The sequence below is a fragment of the Zavarzinia sp. CC-PAN008 genome (assembly GCF_051903925.1).
Lineage (GTDB): Bacteria > Pseudomonadota > Alphaproteobacteria > Zavarziniales > Zavarziniaceae.
On the sequence record NZ_CP173678.1, the window covers coordinates 3,556,717 to 3,571,576 of the forward strand.

The 14,860-nt window shown below is 69.1% G+C and carries 16 protein-coding genes; 11 read left to right on the forward strand and 5 right to left on the reverse strand.

What is annotated here, in order from left to right; genetic code table 11:
* Position 1: 1 nt before the first annotated feature.
* The 8 genes from ACI6GS_RS16680 to ACI6GS_RS16715 all read left to right on the forward strand — a co-directional run bounded on the left by ACI6GS_RS16680 (position 2) and on the right by ACI6GS_RS16715 (position 7,955).
* Entirely contained in the window at positions 2 to 1,036 is a 1,035-nt protein-coding gene (locus ACI6GS_RS16680) for a 4-hydroxyproline epimerase (RefSeq protein ID WP_439814583.1), read from the forward strand.
* Positions 1,037 to 1,179: 143 nt separating this feature from the next.
* Positions 1,180 to 2,262 carry a zinc-binding dehydrogenase gene (locus ACI6GS_RS16685; protein WP_439814584.1) on the forward strand — a complete coding sequence of 361 codons (1,083 nt, stop codon included), beginning with the start codon at positions 1,180 to 1,182 and terminating at the stop codon, positions 2,260 to 2,262.
* Between the two features lie 146 nt (positions 2,263 to 2,408).
* Positions 2,409 to 4,604, forward strand: a complete 2,196-nt coding sequence (locus ACI6GS_RS16690) for a molybdopterin-containing oxidoreductase family protein (RefSeq protein ID WP_439814585.1) — start codon at positions 2,409 to 2,411, stop codon at positions 4,602 to 4,604.
* Positions 4,601 to 5,071 (forward strand): nuclear transport factor 2 family protein, encoded by a 471-nt coding sequence (locus ACI6GS_RS16695; RefSeq protein WP_439814586.1) that lies wholly within the window; start codon positions 4,601 to 4,603, stop codon positions 5,069 to 5,071. The genes ACI6GS_RS16690 and ACI6GS_RS16695 overlap by 4 nt, the downstream gene beginning before the upstream one ends.
* Positions 5,071 to 5,913 (forward strand): SDR family NAD(P)-dependent oxidoreductase, encoded by an 843-nt coding sequence (locus ACI6GS_RS16700; protein WP_439814587.1) that lies wholly within the window; start codon positions 5,071 to 5,073, stop codon positions 5,911 to 5,913. The genes ACI6GS_RS16695 and ACI6GS_RS16700 overlap by 1 nt, the downstream gene beginning before the upstream one ends.
* Before the next feature lie 215 nt (positions 5,914 to 6,128).
* Complete coding sequence (locus tag ACI6GS_RS16705; protein WP_439814588.1) at positions 6,129 to 6,608, forward strand: CHAP domain-containing protein; 480 nt, start codon at positions 6,129 to 6,131, stop codon at positions 6,606 to 6,608.
* Entirely contained in the window at positions 6,608 to 6,922 is a 315-nt protein-coding gene (locus ACI6GS_RS16710; RefSeq protein ID WP_439814589.1) for a hypothetical protein, read from the forward strand. Before ACI6GS_RS16705 ends, ACI6GS_RS16710 begins: the two co-directional genes overlap by 1 nt.
* Positions 6,923 to 7,022: 100 nt before the next feature.
* Positions 7,023 to 7,955, forward strand: a complete 933-nt coding sequence (locus ACI6GS_RS16715) for an aminotransferase class IV (RefSeq protein WP_439814590.1) — start codon at positions 7,023 to 7,025, stop codon at positions 7,953 to 7,955.
* Between the two features lie 19 nt (positions 7,956 to 7,974).
* On the opposite strand, the gene ACI6GS_RS16720 is transcribed toward ACI6GS_RS16715, so the two are convergent.
* Both ACI6GS_RS16720 and ACI6GS_RS16725 read right to left on the reverse strand, forming a co-directional pair.
* The gene (locus ACI6GS_RS16720; RefSeq protein ID WP_439814591.1) at positions 7,975 to 8,757 is read right to left on the reverse strand and encodes a hypothetical protein; all 783 of its coding nucleotides are present in this window, start codon (positions 8,755 to 8,757) and stop codon (positions 7,975 to 7,977) included.
* A gap of 26 nt (positions 8,758 to 8,783) precedes the next feature.
* Positions 8,784 to 9,464 (reverse strand): VOC family protein, encoded by a 681-nt coding sequence (locus ACI6GS_RS16725; protein ID WP_439814592.1) that lies wholly within the window; start codon positions 9,462 to 9,464, stop codon positions 8,784 to 8,786.
* Positions 9,465 to 9,505: 41 nt separating this feature from the next.
* Here ACI6GS_RS16725 and ACI6GS_RS16730 point away from each other — a divergent pair, with 41 nt between their 5' ends.
* Entirely contained in the window at positions 9,506 to 9,889 is a 384-nt protein-coding gene (locus ACI6GS_RS16730) for a VOC family protein (RefSeq protein ID WP_439814593.1), read from the forward strand.
* A 275-nt stretch (positions 9,890 to 10,164) separates the two neighbouring features.
* Here ACI6GS_RS16730 and ACI6GS_RS16735 read toward each other — a convergent pair whose 3' ends face one another.
* Positions 10,165 to 10,368 (reverse strand): YegP family protein, encoded by a 204-nt coding sequence (locus ACI6GS_RS16735; protein ID WP_439814594.1) that lies wholly within the window; start codon positions 10,366 to 10,368, stop codon positions 10,165 to 10,167.
* An 84-nt stretch (positions 10,369 to 10,452) separates the two neighbouring features.
* Entirely contained in the window at positions 10,453 to 11,205 is a 753-nt protein-coding gene (locus tag ACI6GS_RS16740; RefSeq protein WP_439814595.1) for an enoyl-CoA hydratase/isomerase family protein, read from the reverse strand.
* Positions 11,206 to 11,437: 232 nt separating this feature from the next.
* Here ACI6GS_RS16740 and ACI6GS_RS16745 point away from each other — a divergent pair, with 232 nt between their 5' ends.
* Both ACI6GS_RS16745 and ACI6GS_RS16750 read left to right on the forward strand, forming a co-directional pair.
* Complete coding sequence (locus ACI6GS_RS16745) at positions 11,438 to 12,610, forward strand: acetyl-CoA C-acetyltransferase (RefSeq protein WP_439814596.1); 1,173 nt, start codon at positions 11,438 to 11,440, stop codon at positions 12,608 to 12,610.
* Positions 12,611 to 12,695: 85 nt separating this feature from the next.
* Positions 12,696 to 13,736, forward strand: a complete 1,041-nt coding sequence (locus tag ACI6GS_RS16750; protein WP_439814597.1) for an acyltransferase family protein — start codon at positions 12,696 to 12,698, stop codon at positions 13,734 to 13,736.
* On the opposite strand, the gene ACI6GS_RS16755 is transcribed toward ACI6GS_RS16750, so the two are convergent.
* Positions 13,721 to 14,500: a DUF169 domain-containing protein gene (locus ACI6GS_RS16755; protein WP_439814598.1), complete on the reverse strand. Its 780-nt coding sequence runs from the start codon at positions 14,498 to 14,500 to the stop codon at positions 13,721 to 13,723. The genes ACI6GS_RS16750 and ACI6GS_RS16755 overlap by 16 nt on opposite strands.
* Between the last annotated feature and the right edge of the window lie 360 nt (positions 14,501 to 14,860).

A 14,860-nucleotide genomic window follows, 5' to 3' on the forward strand; every position in this document is an offset into this window, starting at 1 on the left:
AGTGGATCTCGCAGCCCTGGCGCTGCGGGCGCAGGGCCAGCGCCACGTCTATTCCTGCATCGACGCGCATACCTGCGGCAACCCGGTGCGTGTCGTTGCGGGCGGCGGCCCCGTCCTGCCCCACGTCCCGATGGCCGAGAAGCGGGAGCTGTTCCGCCGGCACCATGACTGGGTCCGCCGCGCGCTGATGTTCGAGCCGCGCGGGCACGACGTGATGTCGGGCAGCATCCTCTATCCCCCGACGCGGGACGATTGCGACATCGGCCTCCTCTTCATCGAGGTGTCGGGCTGCCTGCCCATGTGCGGCCACGGCACGATCGGCACCGTGACCGTCGCCATCGAGGAAGGCCTGGTCACGCCGCGCGAGGAGGGCCGCCTGGCGATCGAGGCCCCGGCCGGCCGCGTGGCCATCGAATACCGGCAGGAGGGGCGCTTCGTGGAGCAGGTGCGCCTGTTCAACGTGCCCGCCTATCTTCACGCCGCCGACGTGAGGGTGGACGTGCCGGGCCTGGGCGAGCTCGTCCTCGACGTCGCCTATGGCGGCAACTACTACGCGATCGTCGAGCCGCAGCCGAACTTTCCTGGCCTCGACAGCCTGTCTGCCGGCGACCTCGTGCGGCTCAGCCCGCTGGTGCGGCAGGCGGCGCAGGCGGCCGTGGCCCCCGCCCATCCCGAAGACCCGCGCATCGGCGGCGTCACCCACGTCCAATGGTGCGACCGGCCCAAGGCGGCGCGAGCGCACGCCCGCAACGCGGTGTTCTATGGCGACAAGGCGATCGACCGCTCGCCCTGCGGCACCGGCTCGTCCGCCCGCATGGCGCAACTGGTCGCCCGGGGCCGACTTGGTGTCGGTGACGACTTCATCCACGAGAGCATCATCGGGACGATGTTCGACTGCCGCGTGGAGGGTGCGGCGATGGTCGGTGGCCGCGCGGCGATCCGGCCGAGCATCGCCGGCTGGGCCCGCGTGACGGGCTACAACACGATCGTCGTCGATCCCCGCGATCCCCTTGCTCATGGCTTCCAGGTCGCGTGAGGGAAGCCGTACCGACCATTCAAAACGTCATTCTGTTGCGGCGCAACATGGGATGCCCCTGCTTCAAATCGCGCTGGCCTTGGGCGCGGCAATGCGGCTAGGGTCCCGCCGCAGAAGCGACCAGGGTTGAGGGGGACACAAGCATGCGCGCAGCCGTCTATCGCAAGGGCGACCTCGTCGTCGACCAGGTGCCGGAGCCGAAGCCGGCCGATGGACAGGTGCTGGTCAAGACCCTGGCCTGTGGCATCTGCGGCTCGGACCTGCATGCCTTCCACCATGCGCCCAAGATGGTCGAGGCAATCGAGCGCCAAGGCGGCAAGAACCTGATGGATCTGTCCGGAGACATCGTCTTCGGCCACGAGTTCTGTGCCGAGATCCTGGACTACGGTCCGAACACGGGGCGCAAGCTGGCGGTCGGCACCCGCGTCTGTTCCGTGCCGATCAGCTTCACCGCCGCCGGGATGCAGACCGTCGGCTATGCCAATGCGGCACCGGGCGGCTATGGCGAGCAGATGGTCCTGAACGAGGCGCTGCTGCTGCCCGTTCCGAACGGCCTGCCGACCGACCAGGCGGCGCTTACCGAACCGATGGCCGTGGGCTGGCACGCGGTGCAGAAGGCCAACCTGAAGGGCGACGAAGTGCCCGTGGTGATCGGCTGCGGTCCCGTGGGCCTGGCCGTCATCGCCGCGCTGAAGCTGAAGGACGTGCGCCCGATCATCGCCGCCGACTTCTCCCCCGCGCGGCGCAAGCTGGCCGAGATCATGGGCGCCGACATCGTCGTCGACCCGGCCACCACGTCCCCCTACAAGTCGTTCCTGGATGCGGCAGCACCCGAAGGCTATGACGCCGGCAATCCGCTCAACATCCTGGGCGTCGGTCCGCAGCTGAAGCAGGGCGTCTTCTTCGAATGCGTGGGCGTGCCCGGCGTCATCCAGAAGATGTTCGAGGGCGCCCAGCGCGGTACGCGCATCGTCGTCGTCGGCGTCTGCATGGAGGTCGACCGGATCGAGCCGTTCTTCGCGATCAACAAGGAGCTGAACCTGCAGTTCGTCCTGGGCTATACGCCGGACGAGTTCGCCCAGACCCTGCACTACCTGGCGGAAGGCAAGATCGACGGTAGCCCGATGGTGACGGCCAAGGTCGGCGTCGACGGCGTAAAGCAGGCCTTCACCGACCTGGGCAATCCTGAGAAGCACGTGAAGATCCTGGTCGAGCCCTGGCGCTGACCGGCGGGCCAATCGACTCTACGCCCGCCTGGCACAGGCTGCCAGGCGGGCGCCCCGGCCCCGCCCGCTGGGGAATTGGCCCTTCTTCCTGAAACGGATTAGAGTCCCCCGGACCGGCCCGGCAGAGGCCGGCAGGAGGATTCGCAATGTCACAGGTGGCCCCGCCCCGCCAACCGGACAGCCCCCCACAGCCCGGCGCGGATGGCCCGCACATCACCTATTGCCGCCTGTGCGAGGCACTGTGCGGCATGATCGCCGAGGTCAAGGACGGCACCATCACCAAGGTGGGGCCTGACCGCGCCCATCCGATCTCGCAGGGGCACCTGTGCGTGAAGGGCCCGGGCATGGTCAACGTGACCTATGACCCGGACCGCATCCTGCAACCGATGAAGCGCAGCGGTGCCGCCGGGCAGTTCAAGCCGGTGTCGTGGGACGAGGCACTGGACGACATCGCCGCCCGGCTGGAGTCGATCATCGCCCGCCATGGTGGCGACGGGGTGGCGGGGTATATCGGCAATCCCGCGTCGTTCGCGACGCTGCACTATGCCTATGGCGGCGCGTTCCTCCACGCTTTGGGCTCGACCCAGAACTACAACGCGCTGCATGTCGACACGGGGGCGAAGCACGTCGCCTGCGAACTGGTCTATGGCCACCCGACGCGCCTGACCTTCCCCGATATCGAGCGTTGCGACTTTCTGCTGATGCTGGGGGCCAACCCCATGATGTCGCACATGTCGCTGATCTGCGAGCCGCGGGCCCTGAAGCGGCTGGAGGACATCGCGGCGCGCGGCGGCGTGGTCGTGGTCGATCCCCGACGGACGGAAACGGCGAAGCGCTTCGAGCACCTGCCCGTGACGCCGGACAGCGATGCCTGGCTGCTGGGCGGCATCCTGAAGACCCTGTTCGCCGAGAACCTGGTGGACGAGGCTGCCCTGGATGCCCGGCTGGAGGGCTGGCGCGACCTGCGCGACGCCCTGTCCGACCTGTGCCTGGAGACCGCATCGCGAACCTGCGGCGTGACGGTCGAACAGATCCGCACGCTGGCCCGGCGCTTGGCCACGGCGAAGGCCGCCGCCGTCTATGGCCGGGTCGGCACCAATCGCGGCACGTTCCCCTCGCTGATCAACATGTTCATCGAGTCGCTGAACCTGGTGACCGGCAATTTCGGCAGGCCGGGCGGCTGGGTGATCGGCCGCTCGCCGTTCCAGGGCGAGCCCGCGCCCTTCCCCGTGCCCTATGGCAGCCGGCGCTCGCGCATTGGCGACCTGCCCCTGATCGCCGCGATCAAGCCGGGCGGCGGCCTGGCCAAGGAGATCCTGACCCCCGGCCCCGGCCAGATCCGTGCGCTGTTCCTGGACGGTGGGAACCCGGTCATGGCCTATCCCCGCGGCGACGAGATCGAGGCGGCGCTGGAGGACCTGGACCTGTTCGTGGCGCTGGACTTCTACGTCACCGAATCGACGCGCCACGCCGACTACATCCTGCCGACGACGACGTTCTACGAACGCGCCGACATGAACGACCTGTGGGTGCCGAACGCACCGCGCCCCTGGGTGCAGTACACCGATCCGGTGATCCCGCCGCTGGGCCAGGCGCGGCACGAATTCGCGATCTATGACGCGATCCTGGAACGCCTGGGCAAGGCCAGCCCCTTTGCCGGGACGGCCGAGGGGGTGGAGCGTCCGGACCACATGCACGCGGTCGACGCCCTGCTGCGCAAGGGGCCGTTCGGCGACCAGTATGGCGCCCGGCCCGAGGGCCTGAGCATCGAGCGCCTGCGCCAGGAATTCCCCAGCGGGCGCCAGTTGGCGTCCAACGTCGATGCCGAAGGCTCGTGGGACCGCGTGACCTATCCCGACCGGCGGCCCCGCCTGTGGCATGACCTGGTGGCGAACGAGATCGACCGACTCAAGGCCAGCGCCACAGCGCCGCGGGACACCCGCCTGAAGCTGTTCGGCCGGCGCAAGCTGCGCTCCATGAACTCGTGGATGCATAATAGCGAGGCGCTGGTCCGCTCCGACCGCCCGACGCTCCAGATGCATCCCGACGATGCCCGCGACCGGCAGATCCAGGATGGCCACTTGGTCCGCATCGCGACCGACATTGCCAGCCTGGACGTACACGTGGAGGTGACGGACGACGTGGTGCGCGGCTCCGTCAACTATCCCCATGGCTGGGGCCACAAGGGCGGCTGGGCATTTGCCAACGCGCAAGGCGGCGCCAACATCAACCTGCTCGCCTCCAGTGACCCCCGCGACTGGGAACAGGTGTCCGGCATGTGCCTGATCGACGGCCTGCCCGTCACGGTCCAGGCCATCCCCCAGGCGGAGGCCGCGGAATGAGCCGCTGGGAGGACGAGGCCGCGATCCGCAGCCTGATGGACCGCTATGGCGCCTGCGTGGACGAGCGCGACTGGGACGGCTTCGCCACGCTGTTCGACGATCCCTTGTCCACCGACTTCAGCCGCATGGACCCGACCCTGTCGCCGGCCACCCTGCCCCGCGCCCAGCACGTCGGCGGGGCGCGTGCCGTGATCGGCCAGTTCGACGCGACCCAGCACATGATCAGCAACATCCAGATCGTCCTGGACGGCGACACGGCCACCTGCCGCGCCCCGATGCGGGCCGAGCACTGGCTGTCGGGCATGCGGGGCCAGGCGCGCTACACCATGTTCGGCGTCTATCGCAACAGCTTCCGCCGCACGGCCGACGGCTGGCGCATCAGCCACCTGGCGCTGGAGGTGGTGCGCGAGGAAGGCAACACCGCCGCCTGGACCGAGGCGGTCAATCGCGCGCGAAGGGGAACCTGATGACGCTCGCCCTCATCACCGGCTGCGCCTCCGGCTTTGGCGAGCGGGCGGCCCTGGCCCTGGCGCGGCGCGGCGTGACCGTCGCCGCCTGCGTCCGCGATTTCGGCCGGGCGCAAGCCCTGTGGGACGCCGCCGCCCGCGACAGCCTGCCCATCGAGCGCTTTCGCATGGACGTGCGGGACGAAACCTCGGTCCGGGCCGCAGTGCAGGAGATCGAGGGGTGCCTTGGCCCGCTCGACATCGCCATCAACAATGCGGGCCTGCACCTGATCGCGCCCGCCGAGCTCTGCCGGATCGAGGATGCGCAGGCGATCCTGGACACTAACGTGCTCGGCCCCTTGCGCGTGATGCAGGCCGTCCTTCCCGGCATGCGGGCGCGCGGCGGCGGCCGCATCGTGAACGTCACCTCTGGCGGCTCTTTCGTCGCCGTCCCGCACATGGCGATGTACACGGCCAGCAAGCACGCGGCCGACGCCCTCTCCGCCGCCATGGCGAACGAGGTGAAGCCCTTTGGCGTCCGGATCGTCACGGTTGCCCCCGGCACCTTCCGCACCGCCATGACGCAGAAGGGCATCCTTCCGCGCGAGACTTATGGCTACAGCGCCTATGCCGCCGAGCAGTGCGCCCGCCATATCCGCGACATCGACGAAGGCCCGGACCCGGAACCCGTCGCCGACGCGATCGTCGCCGCAGCCCTGAACCCCGATCCACCCTTGCGCACCCTGGTCGGCCAGGGCCTGGACCGCTCCCTCGGCCCTGTCGTCGCCCTCCACGACAGTTTCCAGTCCTGGTTCGCCCCGACGGCGGAGCAACTGTCCTCACCCAATCCGACCTCATCCTGAAGTGCCCCGCAGGGGCCCCGAAAGATCGGCCGCCAGCGCTCGCGGCCCATCCTTCGAGGCTCGCTCCGCTCGCACCTCAGGACGAGGTGCAGAGGCTGGGCTAGTTCATATGTTAGCGCAGAAATCACCTGCAACCCACTGACCCCAAAAAGCTCTTGACGCGATCGTCGGTACCGGATTCTCCTGTTCCGAATTGGGTGCAGAAGTGGGACGCAATGCGCACACTCGTCCTTGTCCTGGCGGCGCTGGTCGTGGCCGGCTGCTCGACGATCTCGGGCGGGCCGACTTACGAGCAGTGCGTTCCCTATGCGCGCGACCGCTCCGGCATCGCGATCCGCGGCGACGCCTGGACCTGGTGGGACCAGGCGGCGGGCCGCTACCAGCGTTCGTCCAGCGCCCGCGTCGGCAGCGTGCTGGTCCTGGCGCGCAGCCAGCGCCTGTCGCGCGGCCACCTCGCCTTCGTCTCCGGCGTGGCGGACCGCCGCCACATCCTGGTCGACCACGCCAACTGGGGGACCGAGGGGGCGGATGACAACGTCCATACAGGCATGGGCGTGATCGACGTCTCCACCCGCGGCGACTGGACGAGCGTGCGCTTCTTCAACCCCGGCACCGGCGCCTATGGCGCCCCCTACCCCGCCCTGGGCTTCATCGAGCCCAGGCCGGTGCGCAGCGCCGTCTATACCGGGTCGTGATGCCATCCTATCCTGCGGCGATGCGCGTCTTCCTGCTCCTTGTCCCCCTCGCCCTCTCGGCCTGCACCACGCTGGCCGGGGGCGGTGGGCCGGTCGATGCGCAGGCGGCGCGGGAGGCGGCCTGCGCGCGGGCGGCGGACCAGGCCTGGGCCAGCGGCAATGACGGGCGCACGCTGCTGGGGCAGCCGGCCGACCTGCCCGGCCCGGACCTGACCCAGCCGACCCGCAGCGCCTTCTACGAATGGGCGGACCGCGATGCGCAATGGCAGGCGCGCTACTACACGTGCCTGAAGCAGGACGCACCCACGTCCTGACGGTTCACGCCGTTCACCGCCCGATATCGCGGAGCCGGCTCTGTACGCCCCCGCGGAAGCAGGTCTATCCTCTGCATACAGCGCGCAGCGGAGAACCGGCATGACCTATCAGGCGATCGACCGCAACCTGAAGACGGGGACCTGGCCGGATGGCGCCGGCTATGCCGACGGCCGGTTCGTGCCGATCGCGGAGTGCACCGTTTCGGTCCTCGACATGGGCTTCACCCGCTCTGACGTCACCTATGACGTGGCGCACGTCTGGGGCGGGCACTTCTTCCGCCTGGACCATCACATCACCCGGTTCCAGGCGTCCGTCGCCGGCCTGAACATGACCTTGCCGGTGGAGGCCGAGGGGCTGAAGGCGATCCTGCACGAGTGCGTGCGCCTGACAGGCCTGCGCGATGCCTATGTCGCCATGGTCATGACCCGGGGCAAGGTGCCGCCGGGCCTGCCGCGGCATCCGAAGAACGCTGTCAACCGCCTGATCTGCTACGCCATTCCCTGGGTCTGGGTGATGACGCCGGAGGTGCAGGAGCGCGGCTCCCACGCCGTGATCGCGAAGACGCCCCGGATCTCGGACCAGTCCGTCAATCCGGTCTTCAAGAACTATCACTGGGGCGACTTCACGCGCGCGCAGTTCGAGCCGGAAAGTGCCGGCGCCGACCATGTCATCCTGCTGGATGGCGAGGGCTATGTGACCGAGGGGCCGGGCTTCAACGTCTTTGCCGTGATCGACGGCACGGTGGTGACGCCCGACCGCGGCGCGCTGGAGGGGATCACCCGGCAGAGCGTGCTCGACCTCTGCGACATGCTGGGCATCCCGAAGAAGATCGGCCGCATTACCGCGGACGAGCTGCGCGACGCGGACGAGGTCTTCTTCTCCACGACCGCCGGCGGCGTCATGCCCGTCTCCCGCGTCGACGGCCGGATCAAGTCGAACGACCGCCCCGGCCCCGTCACGGCCCGCCTGAAGGAGGTCTACTGGGCCAAGCACACGGAAGGCTGGGACACGATCCCCGTCACCTACGACTGAGGCGCCGCGCCACGCGCGTTCAGGGCCGGGTGGCTGGGGTGGCGGTCAGGGTCGTGACCGACGGCGTCGTCTCCCGGTCGCTGCCCCCGGACAGGCCATCGACCAGGGGGCGGAGGACCCGCGCCGTGCCTGCGCCGACGACCGGCGCTCCCTCTGGCCCTTCGGCCTGGACCGGGGCCGCCAGGACCGCACGGCGCAGGGCCGCGACGGCGGTCAGGCCGCGCGCATCCTGGCTTTCCAGGTCCTGGCACAGCGCGCGCGCCGCCGGGTCGAGGTCCGCCTGAACCAGATGGCTGCCCCCGCGCGGCAGCAGGATCCGGCCAGGCGACGTCCGTTCCCCGTCGGAATGTACAGCTGTCCCATCTGTCGCGCTCAGGGCGGCGCTGCCCTGGCACAGGGTCAGGGAGAGCCCCGCCTGGGCGTCGAACGCAACCTGGGCGACCGCATCACGCAGCACGATTTCCCCCCACGGCGTCGCGACGCGGACCTCCGACGTCCAGGCCGGATCGGGCACCAGCGCGACCGTCCCCTGTTCCAGGCCAAGCCCGAGGCGGGACTGCCGCCCCTGGGGCAGGTCCAGCCGCTCCAGCGTCAGCACCGTTCCGCCCCGCAGCCGGACCAGGCTGTCGTCCAGCAGCCGGAACGCGACGGCGTCCTCCCCCTCCGGCAGCAGCACCTGCCCCACCTCCAGCGGCCCGGCCGCTCCGCCATCCAGGGCGATGCCAATGACCGGCTCGGACGCGGACGCCGGCCACGACAGCGGCAGGAAGGCGAGCAGGACCGCAAGGAGAAGCAGGTGCATGCCCCCTCTATCGCACGAAGCGCGGCTCAGGGCTCCAGCGATCCGGTCAGGTTGGCGCGCTGGGACAGTTCGATCCAGTTGCCGTGCGGGTCCCGGATCATGGAGATGCGGGCAATCTTGCCCAGCGTCACAGGAGCCATCGCCTCCTCGCCCCCTCCGGCCAGGGCCTTGGCATGCTCCACGTCGCAGCGCATGACCTGGACCGTGATGTAGCGCCAGCCCGGCCCCTCCAGGGCGGAGCCCGGATTGGTGGGCCCGCCATTCTCGACCAGCAGGACGCTGTCGCCGATGCGGAAGCCGCCATGCGCCGTGCGCTCCAGGCCCAGCGCCTGGGCGTAGAAGCGCTCCTGGGCAGCGACGTCCGCCACCTTGACCACGACGCCGATCCGCTCCACGCCGCGCGTGCCCGGCGGCACCAGGGACACGGCATTGCCGTCGGGATCGGCCAGGTCCTCGACCACCGCCTGGCCTTCGCGGGCGATCAGCAGGCGCGCATAGCCGGAGGGCGGCAGGGGTTGCAGCCCGCCCTTGGCATGGTTGACCTTGAGCACCGAGCCCAGCAGGTCGTGCCGGTGCTGGAACAGGCCATTGCCCATCGGCAGGATGTGGTCGAACGGGACGCCGGCGCGGTTCTGCCAGAAGTCGAGCAGCGGCTCGATGTTCGTCGTGAACAGGCCGACATCGATGCGCGGCTTGGCCAGGTCCATGGCGTTCCTCCATTTTCTGTATACTGGCCGGGGAGGATGCCATGGCACTGAAACAACTCAACCACGTCACGATCGCCACCGCCGATCTTGAGGCGACGCGCGACTTCTACCGGCAGGTCCTGGGTCTGGAAACCGGGCCGCGGCCGCCTCTGCCCTTTCCCGGCTACTGGATGTATTGCGGGGAGCAGGCGGCGATCCACCTGGTCCCGCACGCCAACAACCTGGGCGGTGGGCCGGACCGCGAGTCGACCGGGAACTTCGACCACGTCGCCTTCACGGCTGAGGATTTCGACGGCACCTGCGCCCACCTGGACCAGCTTGGCATCACCTATCGCCGGCAGGCCGTGCCCGGCGCGCCGATCCGCCAGATCTTCCTGACCGACCCCAACGCCGTCATGGTCGAGTTGAACTTCTTCGGGGTCTAGGAGAGACGACGGGATCCGCGTATTCCCGCGAAGGCCTGTCGACGGGTCGGCAGATGCTTCGAGACGCGTCGCATACCGCGCCGCTCCTCAGCATGACGCCGTTGCGTGGTTGGGAAAATCCTCCAGCGGTCGTCATCCTGAGGAGGCGCGGAGCGCCGTCTCGAAGGATGCCGGCGCATTCCTTCACGGGCTCGAACACCGGCATCCAGCGCAACCGGCTTTACCCTTGTCGCCCGTGGAGCCCCGCATTGCGGGGATGCGCGGACGTGGAGTCGTCAGGCCTTCGCGGTGTCGGCGGCGGCCGTGGTTGTGTCCTCGATGGCCGCGCCGGGGCCGTTCTTCTTGATCGACTCGATGGCCTTGAGGGCGGATGCCTTGCTGGCATAGCCCTCGGTTGCGAACATCACTTCAGAGTTGTACTTGAAGCGAACGCGGTACTCGCCCTTCTTGTCCTTGTAGAGCTCGAACTTGTGCGCCATGGCGCTCTCCCTTCGCGACTCACCCGCAACCTGATGGTCGCAGATGTGTCGCGCAGTGAACAGTGTCAGGGCCGCCCGGGGCCTTCACCCCACCTTGGCGGTCTTGTTGCCAAAGCCCGCGATGCGCTCGGCCGCGTCGGGACCCAGACCCTCCGTCCGGTGCACCTCCCAGGAGAGGCCCTCGCCCAGGGTCATGCCGTCGGTCGCGATCAGCAGGCGCTTGTTGGCGCGCAGGCTGAACCATGAATTGGCCACCATGGTGCGAGCCAGGCTGTCGATCTCCGCCTCGAACGCATCGTCGGCCACGCAGACATTGGCCAGGCCCATCGCCTCGGCCTGGCGGCCGGAATAGGTCCGGCTGGTCAGCATCATCTCGCGCGCCTTGTACGGGCCGACGCGACGCGGCAGGCGCTGGCTCATGCCCCAGACGGGCGTCAGGGCCCACTTGCCATGGGTGTCGGCGAACTTGGCCGACTCGGCCGCGACCAGGATGTCGGCGGCCAGCGCCAGTTCCAGGCCACCCGTATAGCAATGCCCGTGGACGCCGACGATCACCGGCTGCGGCAGGTTCGCCAGCTTCTCGATCGTGGTGCCCTGCAGGCGCGGATCGCGCGGCCGGTCGCCCGCCGCGATGGCCCCCAGATCATTGCCGGCCGAGAAGCACTTGCCCGCCCCCTTGAGCAAGACGACGCCGACCGTCTCGGTCTGGGTCGCCAGCGTCTCGACATGGGCGCGCAATTCCTCGAACAGGGCGACCGTCAGGGCGTTCAGCTTGTCGGGCCGGTTCAGGGTCAGCGTGGCGATCCCGTCCTGGTCGTGGCGCAGCACCAGCGTCATGGTCTTGTCCTCCCGTTCCGGATCGGCGTCCGGTATCCATGTTCCGGCGCGCATGTTCAGGGCGCGGCCAGCCCTTGTCCATCGCAGCGGCGGCTGATCGGCGTTCAGCGCCGCCAATGCGTCACGCGGTCGTTGCAGGACTTGCAGTCGGTCCCCCGCCCATGCTTTCTGCCACGCGACTATGAGGCACGCGCCCGGCAGCTGATCGCCGGCGCCCTTGGGAGGATCGAGAATGGCTGAAGCCTATATCGTCGCAGCAGTGCGCACCGCCGGCGGGCGCAAGGGCGGCCGTCTCAGCGGCTGGCATCCGGCCGACCTGGGCGGTGCGGCGATCGACGCCATCGTGGACCGCACGGGCATCGACCCCGCCGTGATCGACGACGTGATCTTTGGCTGCGTCGGCCAGGCCGGCGAGCAGTCGGTCAACATCGCGCGCAACGCGGTGCTGTCGTCCAAGCTGCCTGAGAGCGTGCCGGCGACCTCCGTCGACCGTCAGTGCGGCTCGTCGCAGCAGGCCCTGCACTTCGCGGCCCAGGCGGTGATGTCGGGCGCCATGGACGTCGTCCTGGCCGGCGGTGTCGAGAGCATGAGCCGCGTGCCGATGGGCCTGGCCGCCGTGCTGCCGGCCAAGAACGGCTTCGGCACGTACAAGGGCCCGCACATGGAAGAGCGGTATCCCGGCATCCAGTTCAGCCAGTTCACCGGCGCCGAGATGATCGCCAAGAAGTACGGCCTGACCAAGGACCAGCTGGACGAGTTCGCCTACAACAGCCATCGCAAGGCGATCGCGGCGACCCAGGGCGGCGCCTTCAAGAACGAGATCGTCCCGGTCGAGATTACGACCCATGACGGCAAGAAGGAGCAGCACACGGTCGACGAGGGCATCCGCTTCGACGCCAGCCTGGACGGCATCAAGGGCGTCAAGCTGCTGGCCGAGGATGGCCGTCTGACGGCCGCCACCTCCAGCCAGATCTGCGACGGCTCCTCCGCGACGCTCATCGTGAACGAGAAGGCGCTGAAGGCCCTGGGCCTGAAGCCGCTGGCCCGCGTCCACCACATGACCGTGATCGGCGCCGATCCGGTGATCATGCTGGAAGCCCCGATCCCGGCGACCAAGCGGGCGCTGGAAAAGGCCGGCATGAAGATCGACGACATCGACCTGTTCGAGGTGAACGAGGCCTTCGCCTCCGTTCCCGCGGCCTGGCTGCAGCAGACGGGTGCGGACCCGGAGCGGCTGAACGTCAATGGCGGCGCGATCGCGCTGGGCCACCCGCTGGGCGGCTCCGGCACCAAGCTGATGGCGACGCTGGTCCATGCCCTGCACGCCCGCGGCAAGCGCTTTGGCCTGCAGACGATGTGCGAAGGCGGTGGCCTCGCCAACGTCACGATCATCGAGCGTCTCTGATCGGCCCCCGCTCCCCCGCCATCCGGCGGGGGAGCGGACTCCGTTGCGCATGGTTGCTTAACCCTTTGCGGATCTGATCGGGCCCGTGCAGACCGCCCTCTCCATCCAGTACCTGCGTGCGCTGGCCGCCATGGCGGTGGTCCTGTTCCACGTCGCCCTGCACTTCGATCCGCTCGAAGGCTACTACGCGCACTATGAAGTGCTCGCCTATGGCGTGGATGTCTTCTTCGTCATCAGCGGCTTCATCATGTGGATCACGACCTGCCGGCAGCAGGGCGGGACCCGGCACTTCTATGCCAAGCGACTGGCCCGCATCGTGCCGCTGTACTGGCTGGTCACCGCCTTCATGGTGGGCGTGATGATCGTCCTGCCCCAGGTGGTGAAGAACAACCACTACGACCTTGGGCACGCGATCAAGTCGTTCCTGTTCATCCCCGCCCCCCATCCGGTCAAGGGGACGTTCGAGCCGGTGGTCAATGCCGGCTGGACCCTCAACTACGAAATGGCGTTCTATGCCCTGTTCGGCGCCATGCTGCTGCTGCCCGTCGCGATCCGGGCACAGGCAACAGTGGCGGTCCTGGTCGCCATCGCCGCCTTTGGCCTGCTGCCCTGGGCGCCGGGCTCGGTCATGGACTTCTACACGGCACCGATCATTCTGGAATTCGCCCTGGGCGTGCTGATCGGGCGCTGGGCGACCGCGCTGCCGCCTGTATCGGCCCGCGTCGGCTGGGCGCTGATGCTGGCGGGCGCGGCCGGCTTCGTGCTGGTAGCGCTCTTCCCCGGCGTGCTGCCACGCCTGGTTGCGGTGGGCCTGCCCTCCGCCGCGATCGTGCTGGGCGCCGTCGCGCTCGAGCGCGTCCGCCCCTTGCGCGAGCGGCCGGTGCTGCACCTGCTGGGCGACGCGTCCTATTCGATCTACCTGACCAACGCCATCGTGCTCTCGGCCCTGCGCCAGGCGGCGGAGCGGCTGGGCCTGTTCGACAGCGCGCTGGGCTGGGCCGTCTACGTGCCGCTGGCCCTGGGCGTGGCCGCCGCCGCGGGCATTGCCTGCTACTACTTGGTCGAGCGGCCGCTGATCGGCGTCTTCCGCCCGCGGCCGCCGCTCGGCGCTCAGCTGCGCGCGTAGCTGACCGCCATGCCGGCCCGCACATCCTGCTGGATGCCATATTGCGGGAACGGGTAGCGCAGGCCGTTCTTTGACAGGGCCGCCATCCCGGCCAACGCCTTGGGGATGTCGAGCGGCGGCAGCGCCATCAGCATCTCGTCATCCAGCACCCCGCCATAGCGCCGCTCGGCAAAGCACGGGATCGACAGGCTCGGCTGCCCCGTCGACAGCGCCCGCCCCCACGAATCGGCACAGGCCGACTCGCCCACCACGCTCCAGTCGAAGCGCTTGTAGCCCGACCATTGCAGGCCGTTGATGAAGTACATCATGGCGCCAGGCGTTGCGTAGAACAGCGCGATGTCCGGGGTGCCCAGGCGCCCCGAGCCGAGGGGAGAGACGGCCAGCGCCTCGAACTGCCCATCGGGGACACAGGTCATCGCCGCCTGGTGCGCGGCCGAGTCGGTCGGCGTCTCGTACCAGACGCCGGCCATCTGGCGGCCCGACTGCCAGTCCGCGTCCTTGGCCCGGCCCAGGCCGACGACCGCGCGGCACTGGGCCCCCACCAGGTCGTCGGCGGTGATGCCGACCGTCCAGCCCAGGCGCGCCGCCTGCCCCACGACCTGGTCGAGCGTGTGGACGGACTCCGGCCGCCGGATGCGGGGGATCGCCTCCATCTCCGCCCGGTCGCGGAACAGCTTCATGCCGAAGGGGATGGCCCTTAGGCGCAAGGTCCGCTCCAGCTCGGTCGAGACTTGCCCCCAATCGGGTGTCTGGCTGCTGCTCATGTGTCCTCCCAGGAATTGCAATCGTTCTTGCGTCGATCCTAGGCACCTCCGCCACGGCCGGCCAATTCTCCGTCGGGCGGTGCGCGACCCACGTGCGTGGCCAAACGGCTGGACCGGGTGCAACCACGCCACGCAGCCAGGGTGAAGCAGTGTTCTAGACCACCCTGGCGCGAAGCCATCCGCACCGGAACGGCGTTCATGCCCAATTTTGTGGCGCCACCACCCGCACCGCCCAGATTTTGGGCAAAGCGAGATTTGACCCCGCGCGGCTCGCCTTGGCTGTGGTGTGGCACGGTCCTTGCTGCCCCTGCTGTGCGTTGCAGGCGCACGCTGGGGAGCATGCGCCGGTTGGACGCCGCA